The organism is Euzebya rosea, assembly GCF_003073135.1.
GTDB lineage: Bacteria > Actinomycetota > Nitriliruptoria > Euzebyales > Euzebyaceae > Euzebya > Euzebya rosea.
In genome coordinates, this window is sequence record NZ_PGDQ01000005.1 from 400,582 (window position 1) to 420,971 (window position 20,390).

Sequence of the window (20,390 nt, forward strand, 5' to 3'; positions counted from 1 at the left end):
AGCTACTCGGCGTTGGCCGCGAAGATGCCGGACAGCTCCTGCTCGAGCTCGGCGATCGCGGCAGCGATGTCCATGTCCGGGTCCGACAGCTGGGCGCTCTCGAAGTCGGCCATCGCCAGCTTGTACTCGTCCCAGCCCGGCACGTTCTGCTCGTGGCTGGGCACGTCGGTGTAGCTGGCGCTGTCGAGGGCCACCTGCCAGTTCACGCCCTGCGGGAACACGGTGTCGAGGTCGGCGAAGAACGCGTCGGTCAGGCCCGGGTCGGCCGGTGCGGCGCCGTAGGCGTTGAGCAGCTCCAGCGCGGCGTCGTCCAGCAGGTGGGTCAGGACCTCGAACGCCTCGTCGGGGTGCTCGGTGGCGGCCATGATCCGGAAGGTGTCGGCGTGCATCTTGGCGGTGACGGTGCCGTTGTGGGACGGCATGACCGCGAGGTCCCAGAAGTCCAGGCCGTTGCCGTCGTCGTCACGGACGCAGCACGTGTACCAGAGGTGGGTGTTGGCCATGGCCACGTTGCCGGAGGAGAACGGGTTGCCGCTCAGCAGCTCGGAGTCGAACTGCTCCTGGCTGGGTGCCCAGCCGCCGTTCCAGATGCCGTCGTGGTACCAGGCCCACTCCTCCTCCCATGCCTGGGGGATGTCGGCGGTGCCGTCCTCTGCGACGGGATTGCCGGCGCCGAAGTGGGTGCCCTGGGCGAACATCAGCGTCGTCCACTGGTTGATGTAGCCCCACTGGACGGTCTGCGAGCGGTCGAAGTCGGGGCTGGTGGCGTCGTTGCCGTTGGCGTCGACGGCGAGGATCGCCGCGATCTCGGCCACCTTGTCGAAGTCCCAGGTGCCCTCGTACTCCGTGCCCTCGCCGTAGACGGCGGTGCCGTCGGCCCCGTACTCCTGCGGCGGGTAGGGAAGGCCGGCTTCGTCGAACAGCTCGGTGTTGAAGAAGATCGAGGAGGGATAGGAGGCGAAGGGCAGGCCGGGGAGGGTGCCGTCGGGCTCGCGGAAGTTCTCCACGGTCTCGGCGGGGAAGCGCGAGATGTCGTAGCCGGTCGACTCGATCAGCGGCTCGAGGTCGAGGTACAGGCCGGCGTAGGAGTTGGAGCCGTCACGGCCGACCGGGCCGATGATGTCGGGCACGTTGCCACCGGCGATCTGGGTGGACAGCGTGTCGTAGGCGACGTCGTTCTCGACGATCTCCAGCAGGATCTGGATGTCGTCGTGACTGTCGTTGAACGCCTCGACAACGGCCTCCTGTGCAGCGATCTGCTCGGGCTGGCCACCTGCGCCGAGACCCACGAACCAGCGGATCTCCACGGCGTCGCCGGAGGCGGTCTCCTCGGCAGGGTCCTCCGTGTCGGCGTCGTCGTCGGCGGCATCGTCCTCGGCGTCGGTCGGCTCGGGTTCCTCCTCCGCCATCTCGTCGTCGGTGGACTCCGCGGCAGCGGTGTCGTCAGCATCCTCCGATGCCGAGCTGCCCTCGCTGGCGGAGCCGCTGCAGGCGGCCAGCATCATCACGAGCACCATCAGGGCGGCCAGCCGTGCGGCGGCGGGCACCGCATGGCGCGGCGCAGCGAATATCCTTGTCATGCCTTCTCCTTCTGCTTACGGGCGTTGGGTTGGCAAGTGGGGCCGTCGGACTGGACCTCTGGCGGCCCCACGATCTGTATCGACGACGGTGTCGTCGGGGTTGTGGCAGGCGGCGACGCCGCCCGGTGTGGTCAGCGGTCGGACGCTCCGATCGTCGACTGACGGATGACCAGCTCGGTGGGCAGCAGGATGCGACGCGGCCCGCTGTCGGGGGTGTCGAGCAGGTTCAGCAGCACACGGGCGGCCTCGGCACCCTGGGTGGGGACCTGCTGGCGGATGGTCGTCAGCGGCGGGTCGAGGCGCGTAGCGAAGTCGAGGTCGTCGAAGCCGACGAGGGCGACGTCGTCGGGGACGGTGACCGCGGCCGACTGCAGGGCCTCCATGGCGCCGGACGCGGTGGCATCGTTGGCGCAGAAGATCGCGTCGACGCCACGGTCGAGCAGGCGGGGGACGGCTGCCGCGCCGGACGGGGCGTTGAAGTCGCCGGTGACGACGAGGCCCTCGGTGGGCAGCCCGGCGTCCGCCATGCCGAGCCGGTAGCCGACGAGGCGGTCCTCGCCCGCCACGCTGCCGGGGATCCCCGTGACGTGGGCGATGCGGGTGCGACCGGTGTCGACGAGGTGCTGGACCACGCTGCGAGCGGCCTCGACGTTGTCCACGTCGACGTAGCTGGCGGTGTGGTCCTCCCGTCGGTGCCCGATCAGGACGGTCGGTATCGGGGAGGCCAGGAGTCCGTCGACCAGCGGGTCGTCCAGCCAGTGCGCCGTGACGATGAGGCCGTCGACCAGCCCCATTCGCTGGATGTCGGTGAGCGTCTCCTGCTTGGAGCGGTTGCCCAACCACAACATCATGCCGGTGGCCTGCTCGGCGAGGACGTCGCTCATGCCCTGGAGGAGGCCGGAGAAGTAGGGGTCGACGAACAGCCGGGAGGGTTCGAGGTGCATGACGACGCCGACCACACCGGACCGCCCCGAGGCGAGGCTGCGTGCTGCCCGGTTGGGGGCGTAGCCGGTCTCCGCCAGGACCGCCTCGACCCGGGCGCGAGTACGCGGCGACACGGAACCCCCGTTGAGGACGCGGGAGATCGTGGCACGCGAGACCCCGCTCATCGACGCCAGGTCGTCCAGCGTCAGCGTCATCGCACACCCTCTCTCCGCGGCTCGCTTCCCACACGGCTCGTTGGAAGCGCTCTCACGCTAGTGCGCTACGAGACCCCGGGTCAAGGGGGAAATCAGCGTGCTCTGAAAGCGCTCTCAACGATGCAGGTGCGGTGGACGTGAGGGCTGGCAACGGGAAACGCCACCCCGGACCGGGGTGGCGTTGGTGACTGTCGTGAGGTTCGTACCGTCGGGATGCGCGGATTCGAACCGCGGATCTCCGGTCCCCCAGACACCCGGCCGGAGGCGTGGAACCGCAGGTCATCGGCGATTTGAAGGCGCCTCGGATCGCAAGTGACACCCGCATTGACACAAGGCGACCATGCCACGAGGCTGAGTCGATGTGGGCACCTGCTACCGAACGCAGACGTCGAGTTCGTGGATTGCGTACCGGCCGTCCTCCCGAAGGAACTCCGCGATGACGGTGGCGGTTCCGTCTCGTGTCGTCCCGGTGAGCGTCGTGCCGTCCTCGTTGCAAGGACCTGTTCGACGCCGCCACCCCGGGTGGGTTCCTGCTGCTGTGCTCCCATGACCCACGGCGGTGGCCTCGGAGTGCGTGCACGGTTCGGCTCCACGGAACGAACGGTATCGCTTCGGTGGGTACGGGTCTGCTCGGCGAGGGGTTCCCGCCCGCTTCCTGCAGGGCGAGGCCGTAATACTGGGGATGGGTATGTGCATGAGCTCGACAACGACACCACAGCACGCACACTCCCGCGCGGACGAGCCGGCCTCGGCGTCGGATGGGACCTCGATGTCCTACGGCCGATTCTTCGCCATGATCGCCACCTCCACGGCGATCATGTACGGCCTCACCTACCTCAACAGCAGCGACATCGTGGGCCACGCCCGGTTCTCCGAGACCCGGCTGTTCATGTCGCTTCTGATGGGTGCGACGATGACAGCCGTGATGCTCGGCTTCATGCTGAACATGTACCGCAAGACGACGGTCAACATCGCGATCGCCCTCGGTGCCGTCGTCGTCTTCGCCTCCGCACTGTTCCTGGCACGCAGCCAGACGACCGTGGACGACACCTCCTACATGAAGGCGATGATCCCCCACCACTCCATCGCGATCCTCACCAGCAGCAGAGCCGGCATCGAGGACCTCCGCGTCCGCGAGTTGGCTGACGAGATCATCGCTGCCCAGGAGCGCGAGATCGGTGAGATGAACTGGCTGATCGAGGACATCGCGACCAACGGCCCTGCTGATACCCGCGACGAGGCCCTCGCCCGCCCCGTTCCCGAATTCTAGGGACCTCGGGGGATCCCGAGCCGCTGCGACGGCCGCGCAGTGCCTCAGTTCGCGCGTATCAGCCTGGCGATCGCGGACGTGGCTTCCTCCACCAGCGCGGTCTGCTGCTCCTCGTCCGCACCGGCCCCCGCCACGCAGTGGCCGATGTGATCGTGCAACAACCCGATCGCGACCTTCTGCAAGGCCCCATCGATCGCCGCGATCTGCTGCAGGATGTCGATGCAGTACTCGTCCTCGTCGACCATGCGCTGCAGGCCCTTCACCTGACCCTCGATGCGGCGAAGACGGCTGCGGTACTGATCCTTGTTGATGGAGTAGCCGTACGCCACCTGCGCCCGTCCTCGTCTCGTTGGAACTGACCCGGACAGGTTACTCGGCCGGGACCACGATACTGTGCGGGGGTATGCGCGCCCATCTCACCGCAACCGTCCTGCTCGTGCTGCTCGCCGGCTGCGCCGGCACTCCCTCGACGGACGTATCGGCCGACGGGGCCACCGCCGACGTTGCCGTCGGCGAGGAGTTGTACCAAGCCAACTGCGCTCAGTGCCATGGCGTCGACCTTCGCGGGACCGACCAAGGGCCGCCGCACCTCGACGCCGTCTACCTGCCCAACCACCACGCCGACATCTCGTTCTTCCTCGCCGTCCGAGATGGCGTCCGGCCACACCACTGGAACTTCGGGCCGATGCCCTCGATCGACGGACTCAGCGACGACGACGTCACCGACATCGTCGCCTACGTCCGTGCGCAGCAGCAGGCCGCCGGCCTCCTGGAGTAGCCCCGGCATGCGCACGCTTCGGGTGCTCCTCGCCATCATCGCCCTGGTCGGCGCTGGCTGTGAGGCGCCGGTGACCACCAGCGAGCTCGTCATGGACGACTTTTCCTACCGACCGACCACGATCAACCTTCCCGCTGACACCGAAGGGTTCGAGCTCACCCTCACCAACAAGGGGACGGTTCCACACGACTTCACCGTCGACGGCCTGCCCGACGACATCCTCGTAGACCTCGCTGTGTTCGAGGGCGCGTCGTTGCCCTATCCGCTCCCTGCACTCCCCGCCGGGGAGTACGAGGTCTACTGCGCCCTCGAAGGCCACCGGGAGGCAGGCATGGAGGCAACGCTGCGAGTCAGCTGAGGAAGGCGGACGGTGGGGCTCTGCGCATCAGCCGGCTTGGGTCTCCGCCCCTCCGACGCGAGGCAGGACGGGAATCAGCGACTAGGCTCCTCTCCCCACAGCTGCCCGTGGGGACCGTCCATGCGAGGAGGGCGTGGTGCAGATCGATGTGCTCGGCCCGCTCACGGTGCGGCTCCACCCCGACTCCCCGCCGATCCCCCTGCCGCTGGCGGAGCGGAGCCTGCTGGCGATGCTGGCGACGGCCGGAGGACGCGCGCTCAGCGCCGACCGCTTGATCGACGGGTTGTGGGGGGCGAGGCTGCCTGCCGATCCGGCCAACGCGCTGCAGGTGCGCGTCTCCAAGCTGCGTCGGGCGCTGCCGGGGGCCGTGGTCCACGAGCCGCCCGGCTACCGCCTCGCCGACGGGGTCCAGGTCGACCTCGTGTCGTTCGAGCGGCTCGTGGCAGCCCGGCGGTTCGCCGACGCGCTGGCGCTGTGGCGTGGAGACCCGTTGGAGGAGATGATCGAGCTGGACTGGGCGCGGGCCGAGAGCGCCCGGCTGCTGGAGCTGCACGCGCACGCGCACGAGGAACTGCTGGAGCAGCGCCTCGCCGCAGGTGGCCACGAGCAGGTCATCGGCGACGCACAGGCGTTGCTCGTGGCGCATCCGTTACGGGAGCGGCTCCGCGGCCAGCTGATGCTCGCCCTGCACCGCAGCGGCCGGACCGCCGAGGCGCTGGAGATCTACCAGGAGGGCTACCGCGTGCTCGACGAGCGCTACGGTCTCCCGCCATCGGCCGGACTCCGGCAGCTGCAGGGCCAGATCCTGGCCGACGACCCCGCGCTCGCGCCGCCGGCCGCCGTGCAGACGAGCACCGGCAACATCGGTGCGCCGCTGCAGGAGCTGATCGGACGTCAGGTCGAGCTGGACCAGCTGCGCGAGGCGCTCGCTGAGCACCGCGTCGTCACGGTCACCGGTCCCGGAGGTGCGGGCAAGACCACCATTGCGCTGGCGCTCGCGCGCGATCTGACCAGCGCCCACCGCGACGGCTGCTGGCTGGTGCGCCTCGCCGAGGTGGCCGACGGCGCCGCCATCCCGGCCGCGATCGCGCGGGCGATCGGCCTCGACGTCGGGCCCAGCGCCGATCCGTCCACCCACGTCCGCCGTTGGCTGCACGAGCGCCAGGCCCTGCTGCTGCTCGACAACTGCGAGCACCTCATCGACGCGTGTGCGCACGTGGTCGAGGACCTGCTGGGCGCCGGCGAAGGCGTCCGCGTCCTCGCCACCAGCCGTGAGGCGCTCGGCGTGCACGGGGAGGTGCAGGTGCCGCTGCCGCCGCTGCCCCCGGCCGACGGCTCCAGGCTCTTCGTCGCCCGCGCCCACGCGGTGCGCCCCGGGCTGCGCATCGCGGAGGACGATCCGGTGGTGGCCCGGATCTGCGAACGTCTGGACGGCGTGCCCCTTGCGATCGAGCTCGCGGCCGCGCGCGTCGGCGTGCTGCCCCCGCAGCAGCTGCTCGCACGGCTGGACGACCGCTTCGGCGTCCTCACCGCAGGACCGCGGACCGCGGAGGGTCGTCACCAGACGCTGCGGGCGGTCATCGACTGGAGCTACGACCTGCTGTCGGACGGTGCGCAACGGCTGGTGCGTCGGCTGTCCGTCTTCGCCGGTGGCTGGACCGTGGAGGCGGCCGAGGACGTGTGCGCCGAACCCGGGGTCGTGGTCCTCGACCTCCTCGACCGACTCGTGGCGCAGTCGATGGTCGCCCTCACCGACGACGGCCGGTTCGACCTGCTGCAGACCGTCCGGCTGTACGCCGCCGAGCGGCACCGTGCCGATCCCGACGACGTCGAGCGCACCGGCCGACGCCACGCGGACTTCTTCACCCGGTTCGCCGAGGAGGCCGAGCCGGGACTGCGGGGTCCCGACCAGCGGCGCTGGCTGCTGCTGCTGCGCGGGGAGGAGGCGAACCTGCGGGCCGCTCTGGACTGGGCGGAGTCGCACGCCGAGCACGAGGCCGACCTCGGGCTGCGGCTGACCGCCTCGCTCGGCTGGTACTGGTACGTCGGCCGACAGGCGGACGGGCGAGGGCGGCTGGCCACCATGCTCGCCGCCGCGCCGCCGCGCCCATCGCAGGCACGCGCGCGGGCGCTGCAGTCGCTGTCGCTGGTCCTGCGCCCCGCCGGCTGCATCGTGCACCCCCACGCGGACGCCGCGGCGGCCGCGCGGGAGAGCCGCGCACTCCTCGAGGACCTCGGCCTGGTTGGTCCCGCGGCCGTCTCGGCGTTGCTCGCCGCCGTCGAGGGGGTCGTCGCCGCCGATCCGCTGCCGTCCGTGGCCGAGGTCGCGGCGGCGCGTGCCCGCCTGGACGCCGTGGGCGACGCCTGGGGGTCGGCGCTGGCCGACTTCGTCGAGATGGAGTTGCGGCTGCACGCGGGGGACCTGGGTCTCGCGATCGAGCTGGGTGTGCGCGCCGCCACGGCCTTCGATCGGCTGGACGACGCCTGGGGGCGTTCGGCGGTGCGGCTGCACCTCGGCATGGCGATGCGTCTTGCGGGCCGGATTGAGGAGGCCGAGCGGTTCCTGTCGGAGGTCGTGTCGGTGGCCACCGAGTGCGGCCTGCCGAACAACCTCCTGCGCGCGCTCGTCGAGCTCGGCGAGTCGGCGCTGCACCGTGGGGACCCCGTCACGGCGGAGCGCAAGCTGTCGGAGGCCGAGCAGGTCGCCGCGCAGGTCCCGGATGCGACCTCCGACGGGCTGATCGCGCTCGGCCGCGGCACCGCTGCCCGGCTGCGGGGCGACCGCCCAGCCGCGGAGGCCCGCTACCGCGAGGCGATCGCGCACCTGGACGCCGCGGGCGTCGAGATCACGGCAGCCGCCGCGCGGGTGGGGCTCGGCGCCGCGCTGCTGGACGACGGCGCGGCAGACCCGGGCGAGGTGACCGGGGTCCTGCTGGCGGCGCTCGACGCCGGGGAGCGGCACGCCGACATGGGGGTCACGGCTGCATCCTGCGAGCAGCTCGCGCGGGTCGCGGCGCGCGACGGTGAGGGTCCGCGCTGCAGCGCCATGCTGGCACGGGCCTCCTCCCTGCGACGGCTGCACCGGCTGCCGGCGCCGGCCGTGCAGTTGCGCGACGTCGAGGAGTGCGCGGACTGCGCCTGAGGGTCACGGCTCGGTGCGGAAGCCCGCCTCGAGGATCGCCCGGCAGACCGCGTCGCGGGTGGCGGTGCCGCCGATGCAGACCCGGCCCGTCCGGACGTCGACCAGCAGCGTGACGACGCCCTCGACGTCGCGGATGCATGCGCTGACACGACGGAGGGATTCGCGGTCGTCGACACCGACGACGATCAGCTCGAGGTCGTCCATGACGCCGACGATGCCGCGTGCGGATGTCCGGACGCTGTCGGCTTGGGCAGCGCAGCCCGGCGGCGTGGACGGCGGCTGGACAGTCGCTGGACGGCGGGGCACCGCAGGCTGCCCTCATGCGCACCACCACCACCCCCGATCCTGTCCACCGCGACCCGGCCCGCCACGGCCTCGCCCCCGCCGACCTGACCGTCACCCACACCCCCGACCACGACGGGCACGGCGGGCACGGCGGGCACGGTGGTCACGGCGACCACGCCGCGCTGTTCCGCGACCGCTTCTGGTTCTCCCTGCTGCTGGCGATCCCGGTCGTGGCCATGAGCCACAACCTCCAGATGTGGTTCGGCTACTCCTTCCCCCACTTCACCTTCGACGAGCTGGTCTCCCCCGTGCTCGGCACGCTGGTCTTCGTCTACGGCGGCTGGCCGTTCCTGACCGGTGGGATCGCCGAGGCCCGCGAGCGCACACCCGGGATGATGCTGCTGATCTCGATGGCGATCACCGTCGCGTTCGGCTCGAGCATGGCCGCGAGCCTCGGATGGTTCTCCGTCGAGGTCTGGTGGGAGCTGTCGCTCCTCATCGTCATCATGCTCCTCGGCCACTGGCTGGAGATGCGGGCGATCGGCCAGGCCCGCGGCGCGCTCGCCGCCCTCGCCGAGCTCCTCCCCGACGACGCCGAACGCGTGTCGGCGGACGGCAGCACCACCCGCGTCGCGGTCGCCGACCTGCGGATCGCCGACGTCGTCCTGGTCCGCCCCGGCGGTCGCATCCCCGTGGACGGCACCATCGTCTCCGGCACCGCCGACATCGACGAGTCGATGCTGACCGGTGAGTCCAACCCCGTCGCGCGCGGCGAGGGCGACCGCGTCGTGGCCGGCAGCGTCGCCACGGACGGCGCGCTCCGTCTGCGGGTCGACGCGGTCGGCGCCGACACGGCCCTGGCCGGCATCCAACGCCTGGTCGCGGAGGCGGAGCTGTCCCGCTCCAGGACCCAGGTCCTCGCCGACCGGGCCGCCGCGCTGCTCTTCTACGTCGCGCTGGCCAGCGGTGCCCTCACCCTGCTGGTCTGGACCATGCTCGGCCAGCCGGCCAACGCGCTCACACGGGCCGTCACGGTCCTGATCATCGCCTGCCCGCACGCGCTGGGCCTTGCCATCCCCCTGGTGACGTCGATCTCGACCGCCAAGTCCGCCCGCAGCGGCATCCTGGTCAAGGACCGGCTGGCGCTGGAGCAGATGCGCACCGTCGACGCGGTGCTGTTCGACAAGACCGGCACGCTGACGCGCGGCGCGCACACCGTGGCGGGCGTCGCATCGACCAGCGGTGACGACGAGGAGATCCTGGCCCTGGCCGCCGCGGTGGAGGCCGACAGCGAGCATCCCCTCGCCCGCGCCATCATCGCCGCGGCGGCCACGCAAGGCCTTCGCGCACCGACGGCAACCGGCTTCCGGCCGCTCGCCGGCCGAGGTGTCCGTGCCGAGGTCGCCGGGGCCACCGTCGCCGTCGGCGGGCCGGCGCTGCTGCGCGAGCTGGACGTCGCGATCCCCGAGGCGCTCGCCGGACAGATCAGCCGGTGGGAGCGACGCGGCTCCGCCGTGCTCCACGTCATCCGCGACGGCGCGATCGTCGGCAGCCTGGCCCTGGAGGACGAGATCCGTCCGGAGAGCCGCGAGGCGGTCGCCGAACTGCAGCGCCTCGGCATCACCGTCGGCATGATCACCGGCGACGCCCGACAGGTGGCCGAGGCGGTCGCCGACGAGCTGGGCCTCACCGAGGTCTTCGCCGAGGTGCTGCCTGCCGACAAGGACGCCGCAGTCGCGGCGCTCCAGGCCCGCGGCCATGTGGTGGCCATGGTCGGCGACGGCGTCAACGACGCACCCGCGCTGGCACGCGCCGACGTCGGCATCGCCATCGGTGCCGGCACCGACGTCGCCATCGAGTCCGCCGGCGTCGTACTGGCATCCGACGACCCGCGTGGGGTCCTGGGCGTGCGACGCCTGTCAGCGGCCAGCTACCGCAAGATGATCCAGAACCTGTGGTGGGCCGCCGGATACAACCTGCTCGCCATCCCGCTCGCCGCAGGCGTCCTTGCCTTCGCCGGGTTCGTCCTGCCGATGGCGGTCGGGGCGACGTTGATGAGCCTGTCCACCATCGTCGTGGCGGCCAACGCCCAGCTGCTTCGCCGCATCGACTTGGCCCCCGGCGGGCAGCGGTGACACACGCCCCGCCCGTCGCCCCAACCCCACGCCCGTGGCCGCCGCTCTGGTTCGGTGGCAACGCGCCGCGGTCACGGAGCGCCGTCCTCCTCGACCGGGCGCTTGCCGGCCTCGGCTGGACCGCCCTGATCGGCATCTGGCTCTTCCCATTCTCCGCATCCGGTCTGATCGCCCCCGGCTGGGCCGTCCTGGTGGTCCATGCGCTGTGGACCGCCCACGCGCTGCTGGCCGCCCGGATCAGCCATCGCCGCCCCCGTCTGGTCCCGCTCGTGGCACTGCAGGCACTCCTCGTCTGGTACGCGTTCCTGACCCTCGGGGCGGCGGTGCTGGGCTGGAACCCGTGACCCTTACCGACCCATATCCCGACAACGTCCCCGCCCGCCGCCCCAAGGAGCACCCGCATGTCCACCGTCCCCACCACCGCCGCCCGCTTCGCCCGCCACTCCTCCGCCACCACCAGTGGAGGCGTGGCGGAGCGCCTGGCCCAGATGGAGTCCCGCAGCGGCCCCGTGGGGGCGATGGTGTCCACCATGGCCGGGTCCCCGTCGACTCTGGTCGGCTACCACGAGCTCTCCCGCGCGATGGGCCGCAGCCGCCTGCCCCGCACGCTCACCGAACGAATCTCGCTGGCGGTGCAGTCCAACCTCGACTGCGCGCTGTGCCTCGCCGCCCACACCGACGCCGCGCGTGGCCTTGGGATCGACGAGGCCGAGATCGCACTGGCGAAGCAGGGAACCTCTGCAGACCCCCGGCTCGCGCAGGTCGTCGCCTTCGGCTGGCAGGTCCACGTCGACCCGGCCTCGACCACCGACGACGACGTCGCCCGGCTCCGTGCGCTGGGGCTGACCGACCGCGACATCCTCGACATCGTCGCCTTGGTCGCACTGAACGTGCTCACCGGATCGTTCAACCTGGTGGCCGGGCTCGAGCCGTTGAACTGACTGGCCTCGCGCTGCCCCCAGGGCTTCGCATCGGTCGCTCCCCTGCGACCGCCAGCACCGGTCCCGGCAAGCCGCCAGCCCCCTCGGGGAACCGCGCGTGGGCGGTCTCGATCCTGTCCATCGACGCCAACTCGCTCCGACCTCGCACCGTCGACGGAGAATGATCACCATGCCCACCACCCACCACCGCCTCCTCCGGGCGGCCCTCGCCGTCCTCGCCCTCCTCACCACCGCATGCAGCACCGCACCTCCAGGCGATGACGACTCCGCAGCAACCCGAACCATCGAAGTGACGATGCGCGACATCGCCTTCGAACCGAACACCGTCACCGTGGCCGACGGTGAGACCGTCCGCCTGCAGTTCACCAACGAGGGCACCATCACCCACGACGCGTTCGCCGGGGACGAAGCCGCCCAGGACGCCCACGAGGAGGAAATGGCCGAGATGGCCGACATGGACCACGGGACGGACGACTCCGACGCCGAAGGTGTGACCGTCCAGCCCGGCGAGGACGCCGAACTGCTCGTGACCGGCGGCCCCGACGGCACCCTCATCGGCTGCCACCAGCCCGGCCACTACGCCTCCGGGATGGTGATCACCATCCAGCCGACCTGAGGGTCGTCCCTTCGCCCACTCGGCGTCTGACACCCCCATGGAGGGTGTCGAACGGGAGTGAAAGGGTCGCGGGTAGGACAGTGACTAGACTCGTCCCGGGATGACGGAGCGAACTGGTGACCGACGGTGGTTCGGTGGCTGGGGTGGTGCGGAACGGATGGAGGACGGGTTGCTCACGACCGTCGTTGGCGCCGCCCGGATCGTGGGAGTGCGGGTGTGCCACCTGCTCTTCGAACGTGGGCAGGCCGATACCTCAGCCACCGCCGCGAGAGGGTCCGCTGGGGAGGCGGTTGGCCGTCGGCCCTATCATCCATCGGGGTGGTTCTTCGTCCGGCGGGCCTTTCGGGGACTTCGGGTCCGTCCCGACGACGTCTTCATCGACCTGGGTTCCGGGATGGGCCGTGTCGTCTGCCAGGTGGCACGGCAGTTTCGGTTCCAGCGCGTGCTGGGTGTGGAGATCGATCCCGCGCTGGCCGCGGTCGCGGAGGAGAACGTCCGACGCCTGGGTACGGCCCGTCGGGCGGGGCAGATCGAGCTGGTGACGGCAGACCTGCGGACCCATCCCGTCCCCGACGACGTCACGTTCGTGTACCTGTTCAACCCATTCGGACCCGACATCCTGTCTGCGGTGCTCGACAGCCTCAGGGAGTCCATCCTCCGCACCCCGCGCGAGGTCACCATCATCTACGCCAATCCGAAGTACGAACAGGTCATCGTCGACGCCGGCGGATTTCGTCGGGTTCGAACATCCAATGGGTGGCCCGGCCGCGACGACACCAGGATCGCCATCTTCCGCCACGAACTCCAGTAGCCGAATCTCGACGACGGGAACGACCGTGTCGATGCGCAGGAGCACGGACTTCGCATGGCCTGCGGCACGGAGGCGGACAGGCCACAACGAGCGTGGGAACCGGCTGATCCGTTGGCGGTTGCCCGAGGTGCATCGCCCTGTCCGCCACACCGTCGAGAGTCTGGATGTCGGCGCGCGATCTCGCGCGTTCTACGGTCTTGGTGGAAGCTTCTCCAGCCACACGGCCCGCCAGTAGGAGTAGATGCCCCGGGCGCAGAGGCGATGGTAGTCGCCGGGGCAGACGATGCCGTCCAGGACGTAGGCGTCGGAGTTGAAGTCGATCATCCTGCCGGTGCGCTCGTCGATGATTCGATCGACGCGTTGCAGCACGGTGGCTTCCTGTCCACAGAAGCGGAGTTCCTCGACATCGAAGATCAGGCCGCGGTTGGCGTTGTTGGCGTCCAGGGTCGCCTCGATCTCCTCTCGGCTCTTGATCCGAACCCGGTCGCCGGGTTGCAGCTCGAACGGGGAAGGGGGTGTCTCCCGAAGGGAGCCGTGCATGGCCGGGAAGGTCGCGCCGTCCTTGACCTGGAGTCGTCGTGGGAGTCGGCGGCTGAGGACCTGGTACTTGTTGAGCAGTGCGACGAGCATGACCTTCACGAGGCGGCGCAGCCCCCAGTTCCGCACGTGGTGCGGGTACTGCGCCAGGCGGGTGAACGGCAGCGGGCGTGTCGCATCGAGGATCTCGGTGGCCTGGCACAGGAAGGCCGGGCTTGCATCGTCGGGGTCGTGTCTCGTCGGGGCGACAAGGGGCAGGAGCTGCTCGCGCTGTACCGGCGTCAGCTGGCCGCCGCTGCCCGGCAACGCCCGGACACCATCGGGGTCGAGACGTTCCAGCCACGCTGCCTTCCAATGAATGAGGCATCGTGCCTGGCATCCGCCGTGAGCAGACCCGTCACATCGAACGCCCGAGAGGAACACGGCGTCATCCATCTCGCGGAGGTCAGCCCGGCCGTCGCAGGTCACCTTCGCCGTCTTGTGCACGCGCATGGTTTGCCCGCAGAAGGCGAGCATTTCCGGCATGAAGGGAAGTCCGTCAAGCCGTCCGTCAGCATCAAGGGTCGCGATGATGTCCTCGGCAGATCTGACCGCAACGAGATCGCCAGGCCGGAGCGGCAGCTGCTGGAGGGCGCTCACGACGATGCCCCCGTTCGGCCCATCGGTCGGTCGGTGGCGGTGAGCGCGTAGTAGGCGTAGCGGTCGCCGATGACCTCCTCGGCGGGTTCGAGGGTCAACAGGTGCGGGGTCAGGCCGTTCGCCTGGCACAGGGTCCAGAACTCGTCGATGCCGTATGTGGTGACGGCTGCGGGATCCAGACGGTAGAAGGCGCGCATCGGGCGAGTCCGGACGCGACCGGTCCTGTAGCGGATCTGGATCAGCGCCATACCGCCGGGTCGAAGCATCTGCCGTGCGATCTGCAGGATGCGCTCGCCGTACTCGGGGCTCGGGATGAGCTCCATGACGTTGACGCACAGGAACAGGTCGAGTGGGGCGGCTACGGCGCTGAGGGCTGCCTCGGGGTCGGCCACGGTGGTCAGGACCGGGGTGAAGGCCGGGCCGACCTCGGCCAGCTCACGCTCGGCTTCGTCGAGGGATTCCGGGCTGACGTCGACGCCGTAGAGCGTCGAGGCGTGTGGGGCGAGCGCCCGCAGGTTGGTGCCGCCACCACAGCCCCACTCGAGGACCGTCAGGTCGCTCGTGGGGAAATCGATCGCAGTGGCGAAGCGCTGGAAGCGCGCTGCGTTGCGAGCGCCCATCCGGTCGAAGGCGTCATCGCCGATGCCCTCTTCGCCGCGCCAGTGGAACATGTTCGGCGCATCCAGCGCTTCGCGGGTCCAGTAGTCGTGCGACTGATCGATGATGGCGGACTCACCCTGGTTCAGCCCGGTGCGGGCAAGCAGTCCCAGGACGTAGCGGGTCAGGTTGCGCAGTGGCACCCACAGGGGGCTGTTGCGCAACAGCTGCTCCAGGCCGGTGATGAGGCGCCTCATGACGACATCCGGACGAGGACGGAGGTGAGCGCCATGGCGGAGGGAGACATGGCGATATCCATGCACATGACGGGAGGGGGAACCGGCTCGCCTCCAGCCCAGCGTGCAGTCGGCCCAACGGCGGCTTCCGTGGCTCCCGAGGCAGCTGCCTGTGCGGTTGGGGTGGTTGACGGTGATGCGGGCGGTGCCGGTTCTGCTGCCACTGGGGAAGTCTCGCTGGGGACGTTGGTGGCTACCGACGAAGTCGGTGGGGTCGCCGCTTTCGGGGGCCCGACTGGCTCGGTCCTGTAGGTGCTGGTGAGGGCGGAGCGGGCCGCGGCGGGCGCGGCGAGCTGGCGGTCGAGCAGCACGAGGCTGGCCGGCATCGGTCGCCGGCTCTGGTGGGGGGTGGTCATGGCGATGCGTTCCTTGGTCGCGACTCGGTGGGACCATCCGGCAGGAACCGGTGGTCGCGGGTCGCACCCGGGTGGAGCGAGGCGGGTCACGGTGCACGCGAACAACTGGTGGTCGCGTGATGAACGCCTGGGCGCGCTGATCGCCGGGTGCGGGCGCAGCAACACGGGCCGGGCGACCCGCTGTCCTCTAGATCCGGAGGATGGCGAGCAGTGCCAGTCGCGTTGCCTGCCGCCTTTGCAGTCGGCCGGTCCAGAGGCCGTGCAGCACCGGTCCGGTTGACTGATCGGCGGACCGCTCGCCGCGCATCACTGCGGCGAACGCCAGAGCCAGGAGCAGCACCAGGCCGTACAGGCGCGCGGTGGGCTGTCCCCTCAGGTGCTCGCCGTCGGCCGGTGTGGCGTCGTCTGGATGCCCGGTGTGGCCATCGGCATCCGCGACGTAGGAATGGGCGTGCTGCCCCCCGTCGCCGACGGCGTCGATGTGGCTGTGTGCCACGAGCACGCCAAGGCTCTGCGTCACCACGATGACGCTCACGCAGAGGAGCAGGAGTACGCGCACCACGGGGACTGTATCGCAGGTTGCGGCACGACCTACAGTCGTGGATACCCCTCAGGAGTATCGACCGGTCAGGTTCGAGCGAGGATTCCCACATGGCATCGACATCTCACGCGCGGTCCAGCCACGACACCGACGAATCGCACCGGCCACATGGCGGCGGCCCGGGCGACTCTGCCCACGACGCCCAGAAGGGCCACGACGGCGGACACGGTGACCATGCCCGAATGTTCCTCGACCGGCTGCTGCTGTCGACGGTCTTGACCGTTCCGATCCTCGTCTTCGCTGAACCCGTCCAGTCGCTGCTGGGCTACACGGCCCCCACCTTCGCCGGATCGTCGGCCCTAGCGCCCGTCCTCGGCACGATCGTCTACTTGTACGGAGGCCAACCGTTCCTCACCGGAGGTCTCGCAGAGGCCCGGCGGCGACAACCCGGGATGATGCTGCTGATCACCCTCGCGATCTCCGTCGCCTATCTGGCCTCGATGGCGCAGTGGGTGGGCCTGTTCGACCGCGCCATCTGGTGGGAGCTGGCGCTCCTGATCGACATCATGCTCCTTGGTCATTTCGTGGAGATGCGCGCCGTCGGTCAGGCCCGGGGCGCCCTCGCAGCGTTGGCCGAGCTGCTCCCTGACGATGCCGAGCTCGTCACTGACGACGGATCCACACGCACTGTCAGCGCCGCCGAGCTGACCCCTGGCGATGTCGTCCTGGTCCGGCCCGGCGGTCGGATCCCCGCTGACGGAACGATCCGAGATGGCAGCGCCGACATAGACGAGTCCATGATCACCGGCGAGTCCAACCCCGTCAGTCGCGGGGAGGGCGACCGGGTCGTCGCGGGCACCGTCGTGGCGGAATCAGCCATCGAGGTCACGGTGGAGGCGACCGGTGAGGACACCACGCTTGCCGGCATCCAGAAGATGGTCGCCGACGCACAGTCGTCGCGGTCACGCACCCAGGTGCTCGCCGACCGTGCCGCGGCGATGCTCTTCTATGTCGCGTTGGCCGCGGCCGTCATCACCGCCACGGCGTGGCTGATCGCCGGCGACTCCAACCAGGCGCTGGATCGGACCGTCGCCGTCCTCGTGATCGCGTGCCCCCACGCGCTGGGGTTGGCGATCCCGTTGGTGACCGCCATCTCCACGTCGCGGTCGGCCAAGGCCGGTGTACTCGTGAAGGACCGCATGGCGCTGGAGGCCATGCGTGACGTCGACACGGTGTTGTTCGACAAGACCGGGACACTGACCCGAGGTGCCCACGTGGTGACCGAGATCCATCCAGCCCACGGGATCGACCCCGACGATCTCCTGGCAACCGCCGCCGCAGTCGAGCGATCATCGGAACATCCCCTCGCCCGTGCGATCGTGACCCATGCCGACGAGCAGGGACTGATCATCCCGGACGCGAACGACTTCGCCTCGATGACCGGCCGTGGAGTCACTGCCACCGTCGCTGGTGCCGAGGTTGCCGTCGGCGGGCCGAGCCTGCTCCGGCAGCGCGGCCTCAGCCCGCCACCTGGACTCGAACAACGCACCCGGGGCGCAGCTGCGAATGGCGCTGCGATTCTGCACGTCGTGCGCGACGGCGAGATCATCGGCGCGATCGCAACGGCAGACGAAATCCGACCCGAATCACGCGCGGCAGTCGAGGCGCTGCAGGACGCCGGTGTCGAAGTGGTGATGATCACCGGGGACGCCCGGCAGGTTGCCGACGCGGTCGGCGACGAACTCGGACTGGATCGCGTATTCTCCGAAGTGCTGCCCGAGGACAAGGAGCAGAAAGTCCGTCAACTGCAGGACGACGGCAAGCGCGTCGCGATGGTCGGCGACGGCGTGAACGACGCCCCGGCCCTGGCGCGGGCAGATGTCGGCATCGCCATCGGCGCCGGCACCGACGTCGCCATCGAATCCGCCGGACTCGTCCTCGCATCAGACGACCCCCGTGGCGTGGTCGGAATTCGTGAGCTCTCAGCCGCGACCTACCGCAAGATGATCCAGAACCTGTGGTGGGCTGCCGGCTACAACTTGGCCGCCATACCACTCGCCGCAGGCATCCTGGCCCCGATCGGCTTCGTGCTTCCGATTGCGATCGGCGCGATCTTCATGAGCGTTTCGACCGTCATCGTCGCTCTCAATGCCCAACTGCTGCGCAGGGCACCCATCACCAACCTGTGATGGACGATGCGTCGCCGTTGATGTGGTGGTGGCCGCTGGCCCTCGTTGCTGTTGTGGGCGTGATGATGGGTGCAACCCAGCTCCGAGTCGATCCGCTGGACGATCCCGACCCGGCGCACCAGCGGCCCGGCCTCCTCGACCTCGATTCGCTGCCGGCCCCAGCCCCGATCCTTCCCGACTTGGAGGACCACGGCGGGCCGACCCTGTTCGTCTTCGCGCGTGAGAGCCAGCCGCCCTGCTCGTGGCTGGACGCGCTCGAGATCGCCCGTGCCGCCGTGGTGCTCGCGATCGGGGCACCCGAGGGTGCGGCGGGTCGCGCTGGCTGCCCCGGGTTGAAGGGTGTCGCGGACCCCTGGGGACTGGCGCGAGAGGTCGGGATGCGAACGCCCCGCGACGGGGGCTTCCCGGTCGGCTACGCGATCGTCGATGCCGATGGTCTCCTGCGGTACAGGACGCTGGACCCGGACATGGCGCACCTGGTGGACGAGATCAACACCATGATCGAGGCGGTGAGGAACGCTTGAGCACACGGGCACAGATCGTTGTGGTGCTGGCGTCGGAGGCCGCGCTCTACGCCACCTACACCGGTCACGATGCCGCGTTCCACTGGTTCACCCATCTGCTGGTCGGTGCACTCGCGGCACTGTCCCTGATGACGGCCCGGACCCTGCGGACGCGACGTCCTGCGAGCAGTCCGCTGCTGCAGATCCTGTTCTGGCACGTGGTGGCGATGCTGCCCGACCTGTTGTTCATCGGTGGGATCCCGCACCAGCCGTGGATGGACGTATTCCTCGGACACGTCTCGTCTCACTTCGTGCCCGGCCGAAACCTCACCTGGCTGGGCCTCGTTGCGGCGACGAGCGCCGCGGCGGCCATCGTCCAGCGCGAGGCGCAGGATGCCTCGACACCCACGTAGCGCAGCCGTTGGCCTTTGCAGCGGGACGGATCTGCTGGCGGCGGTCCCGAAGCGCCGCGTGTGAAGACGAGTTCGTTGTTCACCGCCTCGAGCAGTGCGCCGACGGGGCGAAGGACCGATTCGGGACAGAGAGAGACTCTGAGTGGCATCGGTACCGCGCTCCTCGAGGCGGTGAACCAACTGATCAGGAATACGTGAGACTGGGTCCGCGAGACCCACCGACGTCCCATCTGTCGTGGCAGGCCCATTGCAAGGGGCAGCATCCCCGACCAGAACCTCGCACCACTTCTGCATCGCGAGCGAGCGCATTTCACACCGTAGCGCCGGCGCCACTGCCACGACGTCGACCCGTGCACCGATCACGGGAAGGAAGTCAGGATGGGTCGATGCGGACGTGGGCGAACAGTCCGGCGACGCCAACCGCCGCCTTCGCACGCCACGGAGCCCGGGAATCCGATGCCAGTCGCCACGCCCCCACCACTCGGTAGGCGATCAGCCAGCAGCCAAGTCATGATCCAGCAGGACACGAGGAGGAAGCCCGACAGGAGAAAGGCGACCACACCGACATGTCGCCACCATGACTCACCCGAACGCACGGCGGCGCGAGTTGTCCGGGCGATCCGGTCGGGATGCGTCCAAGACGCTGGTGCGAAGGTAAGGTCGGTCAGGTCCATGTCGTTCGCGCGCCGAGGTGCAGTCGAGATCGCCAGCGTGGTGTTGTCCCACGCGGCGGTCGGTGCGATCGTGCACGGTTTACCGAGCGATTCTGCCGTGGGTGCGCATGCTGTGCATCTGCCCATGACCGTGCTCGCCTTCGTCGTCATGGTCGCCGTCGCGTGCAGACAGACGGCGTTTCGCTCACGTTTGGGTGGGGCGGCCGTGCTGGCCCGTCGGACAGCGTGGCTCGCGTCCTATTCGGCAGCTGAGACGGTCATGGTCGACGGCTTCGGGTGGCACCTGTTCCACGATCCGTGGCTTTTCTTGGCTCCAATCGGCGTGCTGGTGGCGTGCAGTGGTGCGGCGCTGATCGCAACGGTCGGCGTCGCGATCTGGGAGGCGCTACCGCGTGCTGGGTTCGATCGGCCGCGCGTGGCCCTGCACCATGGGTTCTCGCCCGCGACCGCGACGTGGAGGGCTCGTCTGTGGGCTTCGTCTGCGTTGGGGAGGGCTCCGCCGCTGACGACCTGACGCGCAGGCCGGTTTCCCGGACCTGCGCTGCGTCGGTGAATCGTCGATCGGCCCCTGAGGGTCGAGGTGGGTTGCG

The 20,390-nt window shown here is 69.9% G+C and carries 20 protein-coding genes; 13 read left to right on the forward strand and 7 right to left on the reverse strand.

Annotated features, from left to right (window positions below):
- Positions 1–2 precede the first annotated feature (2 nt).
- The gene (locus CUC05_RS08925) at positions 3–1,580 is read right to left on the reverse strand and encodes an ABC transporter substrate-binding protein (protein ID WP_157965384.1); all 1,578 of its coding nucleotides are present in this window, start codon (positions 1,578–1,580) and stop codon (positions 3–5) included.
- A gap of 131 nt (positions 1,581–1,711) precedes the next feature.
- The gene (locus CUC05_RS08930; protein ID WP_108665719.1) at positions 1,712–2,719 is read right to left on the reverse strand and encodes a LacI family DNA-binding transcriptional regulator; all 1,008 of its coding nucleotides are present in this window, start codon (positions 2,717–2,719) and stop codon (positions 1,712–1,714) included.
- 769 nt (positions 2,720–3,488) lie between these two features.
- Between CUC05_RS08930 and CUC05_RS08935 the strand changes: the two genes are divergently transcribed.
- Positions 3,489–3,989 carry a DUF305 domain-containing protein gene (locus CUC05_RS08935; RefSeq protein ID WP_108665720.1) on the forward strand — a complete coding sequence of 167 codons (501 nt, stop codon included), beginning with the start codon at positions 3,489–3,491 and terminating at the stop codon, positions 3,987–3,989.
- Positions 3,990–4,033: 44 nt separating this feature from the next.
- Here the strand turns inward: CUC05_RS08935 and CUC05_RS08940 are convergent, their stop codons facing one another.
- Positions 4,034–4,318 carry a metal-sensitive transcriptional regulator gene (locus CUC05_RS08940; protein ID WP_108665721.1) on the reverse strand — a complete coding sequence of 95 codons (285 nt, stop codon included), beginning with the start codon at positions 4,316–4,318 and terminating at the stop codon, positions 4,034–4,036.
- Between the two features lie 74 nt (positions 4,319–4,392).
- Between CUC05_RS08940 and CUC05_RS08945 the strand changes: the two genes are divergently transcribed.
- The 3 genes from CUC05_RS08945 (at position 4,393) to CUC05_RS08955 (ending at position 8,267) form a co-directional block, all read left to right on the forward strand.
- Positions 4,393–4,767: a c-type cytochrome gene (locus CUC05_RS08945; protein ID WP_108665722.1), complete on the forward strand. Its 375-nt coding sequence runs from the start codon at positions 4,393–4,395 to the stop codon at positions 4,765–4,767.
- 7 nt (positions 4,768–4,774) lie between these two features.
- Complete coding sequence (locus tag CUC05_RS08950; protein WP_108665723.1) at positions 4,775–5,125, forward strand: cupredoxin domain-containing protein; 351 nt, start codon at positions 4,775–4,777, stop codon at positions 5,123–5,125.
- Positions 5,126–5,261: 136 nt separating this feature from the next.
- On the forward strand, positions 5,262–8,267 hold the full coding sequence (locus CUC05_RS08955) for an AfsR/SARP family transcriptional regulator (protein ID WP_157965385.1): 3,006 nt from the start codon (positions 5,262–5,264) through the stop codon (positions 8,265–8,267).
- A 3-nt stretch (positions 8,268–8,270) separates the two neighbouring features.
- Here CUC05_RS08955 and CUC05_RS08960 read toward each other — a convergent pair whose 3' ends face one another.
- The gene (locus CUC05_RS08960; RefSeq protein ID WP_108665725.1) at positions 8,271–8,471 is read right to left on the reverse strand and encodes a hypothetical protein; all 201 of its coding nucleotides are present in this window, start codon (positions 8,469–8,471) and stop codon (positions 8,271–8,273) included.
- A gap of 116 nt (positions 8,472–8,587) precedes the next feature.
- Here CUC05_RS08960 and CUC05_RS08965 point away from each other — a divergent pair, with 116 nt between their 5' ends.
- The 5 genes from CUC05_RS08965 (at position 8,588) to CUC05_RS25560 (ending at position 13,055) form a co-directional block, all read left to right on the forward strand.
- A complete protein-coding gene (locus tag CUC05_RS08965) occupies positions 8,588–10,687 on the forward strand; it encodes a heavy metal translocating P-type ATPase (RefSeq protein ID WP_108665726.1) in 2,100 nt (699 codons plus the stop codon).
- Entirely contained in the window at positions 10,684–11,031 is a 348-nt protein-coding gene (locus CUC05_RS08970; protein ID WP_108665727.1) for a hypothetical protein, read from the forward strand. Before CUC05_RS08965 ends, CUC05_RS08970 begins: the two co-directional genes overlap by 4 nt.
- Before the next feature lie 57 nt (positions 11,032–11,088).
- Positions 11,089–11,628: a carboxymuconolactone decarboxylase family protein gene (locus CUC05_RS08975; protein ID WP_108665728.1), complete on the forward strand. Its 540-nt coding sequence runs from the start codon at positions 11,089–11,091 to the stop codon at positions 11,626–11,628.
- A 169-nt stretch (positions 11,629–11,797) separates the two neighbouring features.
- Positions 11,798–12,244, forward strand: a complete 447-nt coding sequence (locus tag CUC05_RS08980; RefSeq protein ID WP_170127960.1) for a cupredoxin domain-containing protein — start codon at positions 11,798–11,800, stop codon at positions 12,242–12,244.
- 157 nt (positions 12,245–12,401) lie between these two features.
- Complete coding sequence (locus tag CUC05_RS25560) at positions 12,402–13,055, forward strand: SAM-dependent methyltransferase (RefSeq protein WP_240606233.1); 654 nt, start codon at positions 12,402–12,404, stop codon at positions 13,053–13,055.
- A 189-nt stretch (positions 13,056–13,244) separates the two neighbouring features.
- Here CUC05_RS25560 and CUC05_RS08990 read toward each other — a convergent pair whose 3' ends face one another.
- The 3 genes from CUC05_RS08990 to CUC05_RS09000 form a co-directional block, all read right to left on the reverse strand.
- Entirely contained in the window at positions 13,245–13,898 is a 654-nt protein-coding gene (locus CUC05_RS08990; protein WP_108665731.1) for a hypothetical protein, read from the reverse strand.
- 329 nt (positions 13,899–14,227) lie between these two features.
- Entirely contained in the window at positions 14,228–15,085 is an 858-nt protein-coding gene (locus CUC05_RS08995; protein WP_108665732.1) for a class I SAM-dependent methyltransferase, read from the reverse strand.
- 582 nt (positions 15,086–15,667) lie between these two features.
- Entirely contained in the window at positions 15,668–16,015 is a 348-nt protein-coding gene (locus CUC05_RS09000) for a hypothetical protein (protein WP_157965387.1), read from the reverse strand.
- Between the two features lie 116 nt (positions 16,016–16,131).
- On the opposite strand from CUC05_RS09000, the gene CUC05_RS09005 reads away from it, so the two are divergent.
- From CUC05_RS09005 to CUC05_RS09020, 4 genes are all read left to right on the forward strand, one after another.
- The gene (locus CUC05_RS09005) at positions 16,132–18,210 is read left to right on the forward strand and encodes a heavy metal translocating P-type ATPase (RefSeq protein ID WP_170127961.1); all 2,079 of its coding nucleotides are present in this window, start codon (positions 16,132–16,134) and stop codon (positions 18,208–18,210) included.
- Complete coding sequence (locus tag CUC05_RS09010) at positions 18,210–18,734, forward strand: hypothetical protein (RefSeq protein WP_157965388.1); 525 nt, start codon at positions 18,210–18,212, stop codon at positions 18,732–18,734. Before CUC05_RS09005 ends, CUC05_RS09010 begins: the two co-directional genes overlap by 1 nt.
- The gene (locus CUC05_RS09015) at positions 18,731–19,126 is read left to right on the forward strand and encodes a hypothetical protein (RefSeq protein WP_157965389.1); all 396 of its coding nucleotides are present in this window, start codon (positions 18,731–18,733) and stop codon (positions 19,124–19,126) included. Before CUC05_RS09010 ends, CUC05_RS09015 begins: the two co-directional genes overlap by 4 nt.
- A 672-nt stretch (positions 19,127–19,798) precedes the next feature.
- Complete coding sequence (locus CUC05_RS09020) at positions 19,799–20,314, forward strand: hypothetical protein (RefSeq protein ID WP_108665737.1); 516 nt, start codon at positions 19,799–19,801, stop codon at positions 20,312–20,314.
- Positions 20,315–20,390: the final 76 nt, after the last annotated feature.

What these genes read in the sequence shown, in the direction of transcription:
- CUC05_RS08925 (WP_157965384.1), bottom strand. Translation starts at nt 1,580, where the DNA reads ATGACAAGGATATTCGCTGCGCCGCGCCATGCGGTGCCCGCCGCCGCA.
- CUC05_RS08930 (WP_108665719.1), bottom strand. Translation starts at nt 2,719, where the DNA reads ATGACGCTGACGCTGGACGACCTGGCGTCGATGAGCGGGGTCTCGCGT.
- CUC05_RS08935 (WP_108665720.1), top strand. Translation starts at nt 3,489, where the DNA reads ATGTCCTACGGCCGATTCTTCGCCATGATCGCCACCTCCACGGCGATC.
- CUC05_RS08945 (WP_108665722.1), top strand. Translation starts at nt 4,393, where the DNA reads ATGCGCGCCCATCTCACCGCAACCGTCCTGCTCGTGCTGCTCGCCGGC.
- CUC05_RS08950 (WP_108665723.1), top strand. Translation starts at nt 4,775, where the DNA reads ATGCGCACGCTTCGGGTGCTCCTCGCCATCATCGCCCTGGTCGGCGCT.
- CUC05_RS08960 (WP_108665725.1), bottom strand. Translation starts at nt 8,471, where the DNA reads ATGGACGACCTCGAGCTGATCGTCGTCGGTGTCGACGACCGCGAATCC.
- CUC05_RS08965 (WP_108665726.1), top strand. Translation starts at nt 8,588, where the DNA reads ATGCGCACCACCACCACCCCCGATCCTGTCCACCGCGACCCGGCCCGC.
- CUC05_RS08975 (WP_108665728.1), top strand. Translation starts at nt 11,089, where the DNA reads ATGTCCACCGTCCCCACCACCGCCGCCCGCTTCGCCCGCCACTCCTCC.
- CUC05_RS08980 (WP_170127960.1), top strand. Translation starts at nt 11,798, where the DNA reads ATGCCCACCACCCACCACCGCCTCCTCCGGGCGGCCCTCGCCGTCCTC.
- CUC05_RS25560 (WP_240606233.1), top strand. Translation starts at nt 12,402, where the DNA reads ATGGAGGACGGGTTGCTCACGACCGTCGTTGGCGCCGCCCGGATCGTG.
- CUC05_RS08995 (WP_108665732.1), bottom strand. Translation starts at nt 15,085, where the DNA reads ATGAGGCGCCTCATCACCGGCCTGGAGCAGCTGTTGCGCAACAGCCCC.
- CUC05_RS09005 (WP_170127961.1), top strand. Translation starts at nt 16,132, where the DNA reads ATGGCATCGACATCTCACGCGCGGTCCAGCCACGACACCGACGAATCG.
- CUC05_RS09010 (WP_157965388.1), top strand. Translation starts at nt 18,210, where the DNA reads ATGGACGATGCGTCGCCGTTGATGTGGTGGTGGCCGCTGGCCCTCGTT.
- CUC05_RS09020 (WP_108665737.1), top strand. Translation starts at nt 19,799, where the DNA reads ATGTCGTTCGCGCGCCGAGGTGCAGTCGAGATCGCCAGCGTGGTGTTG.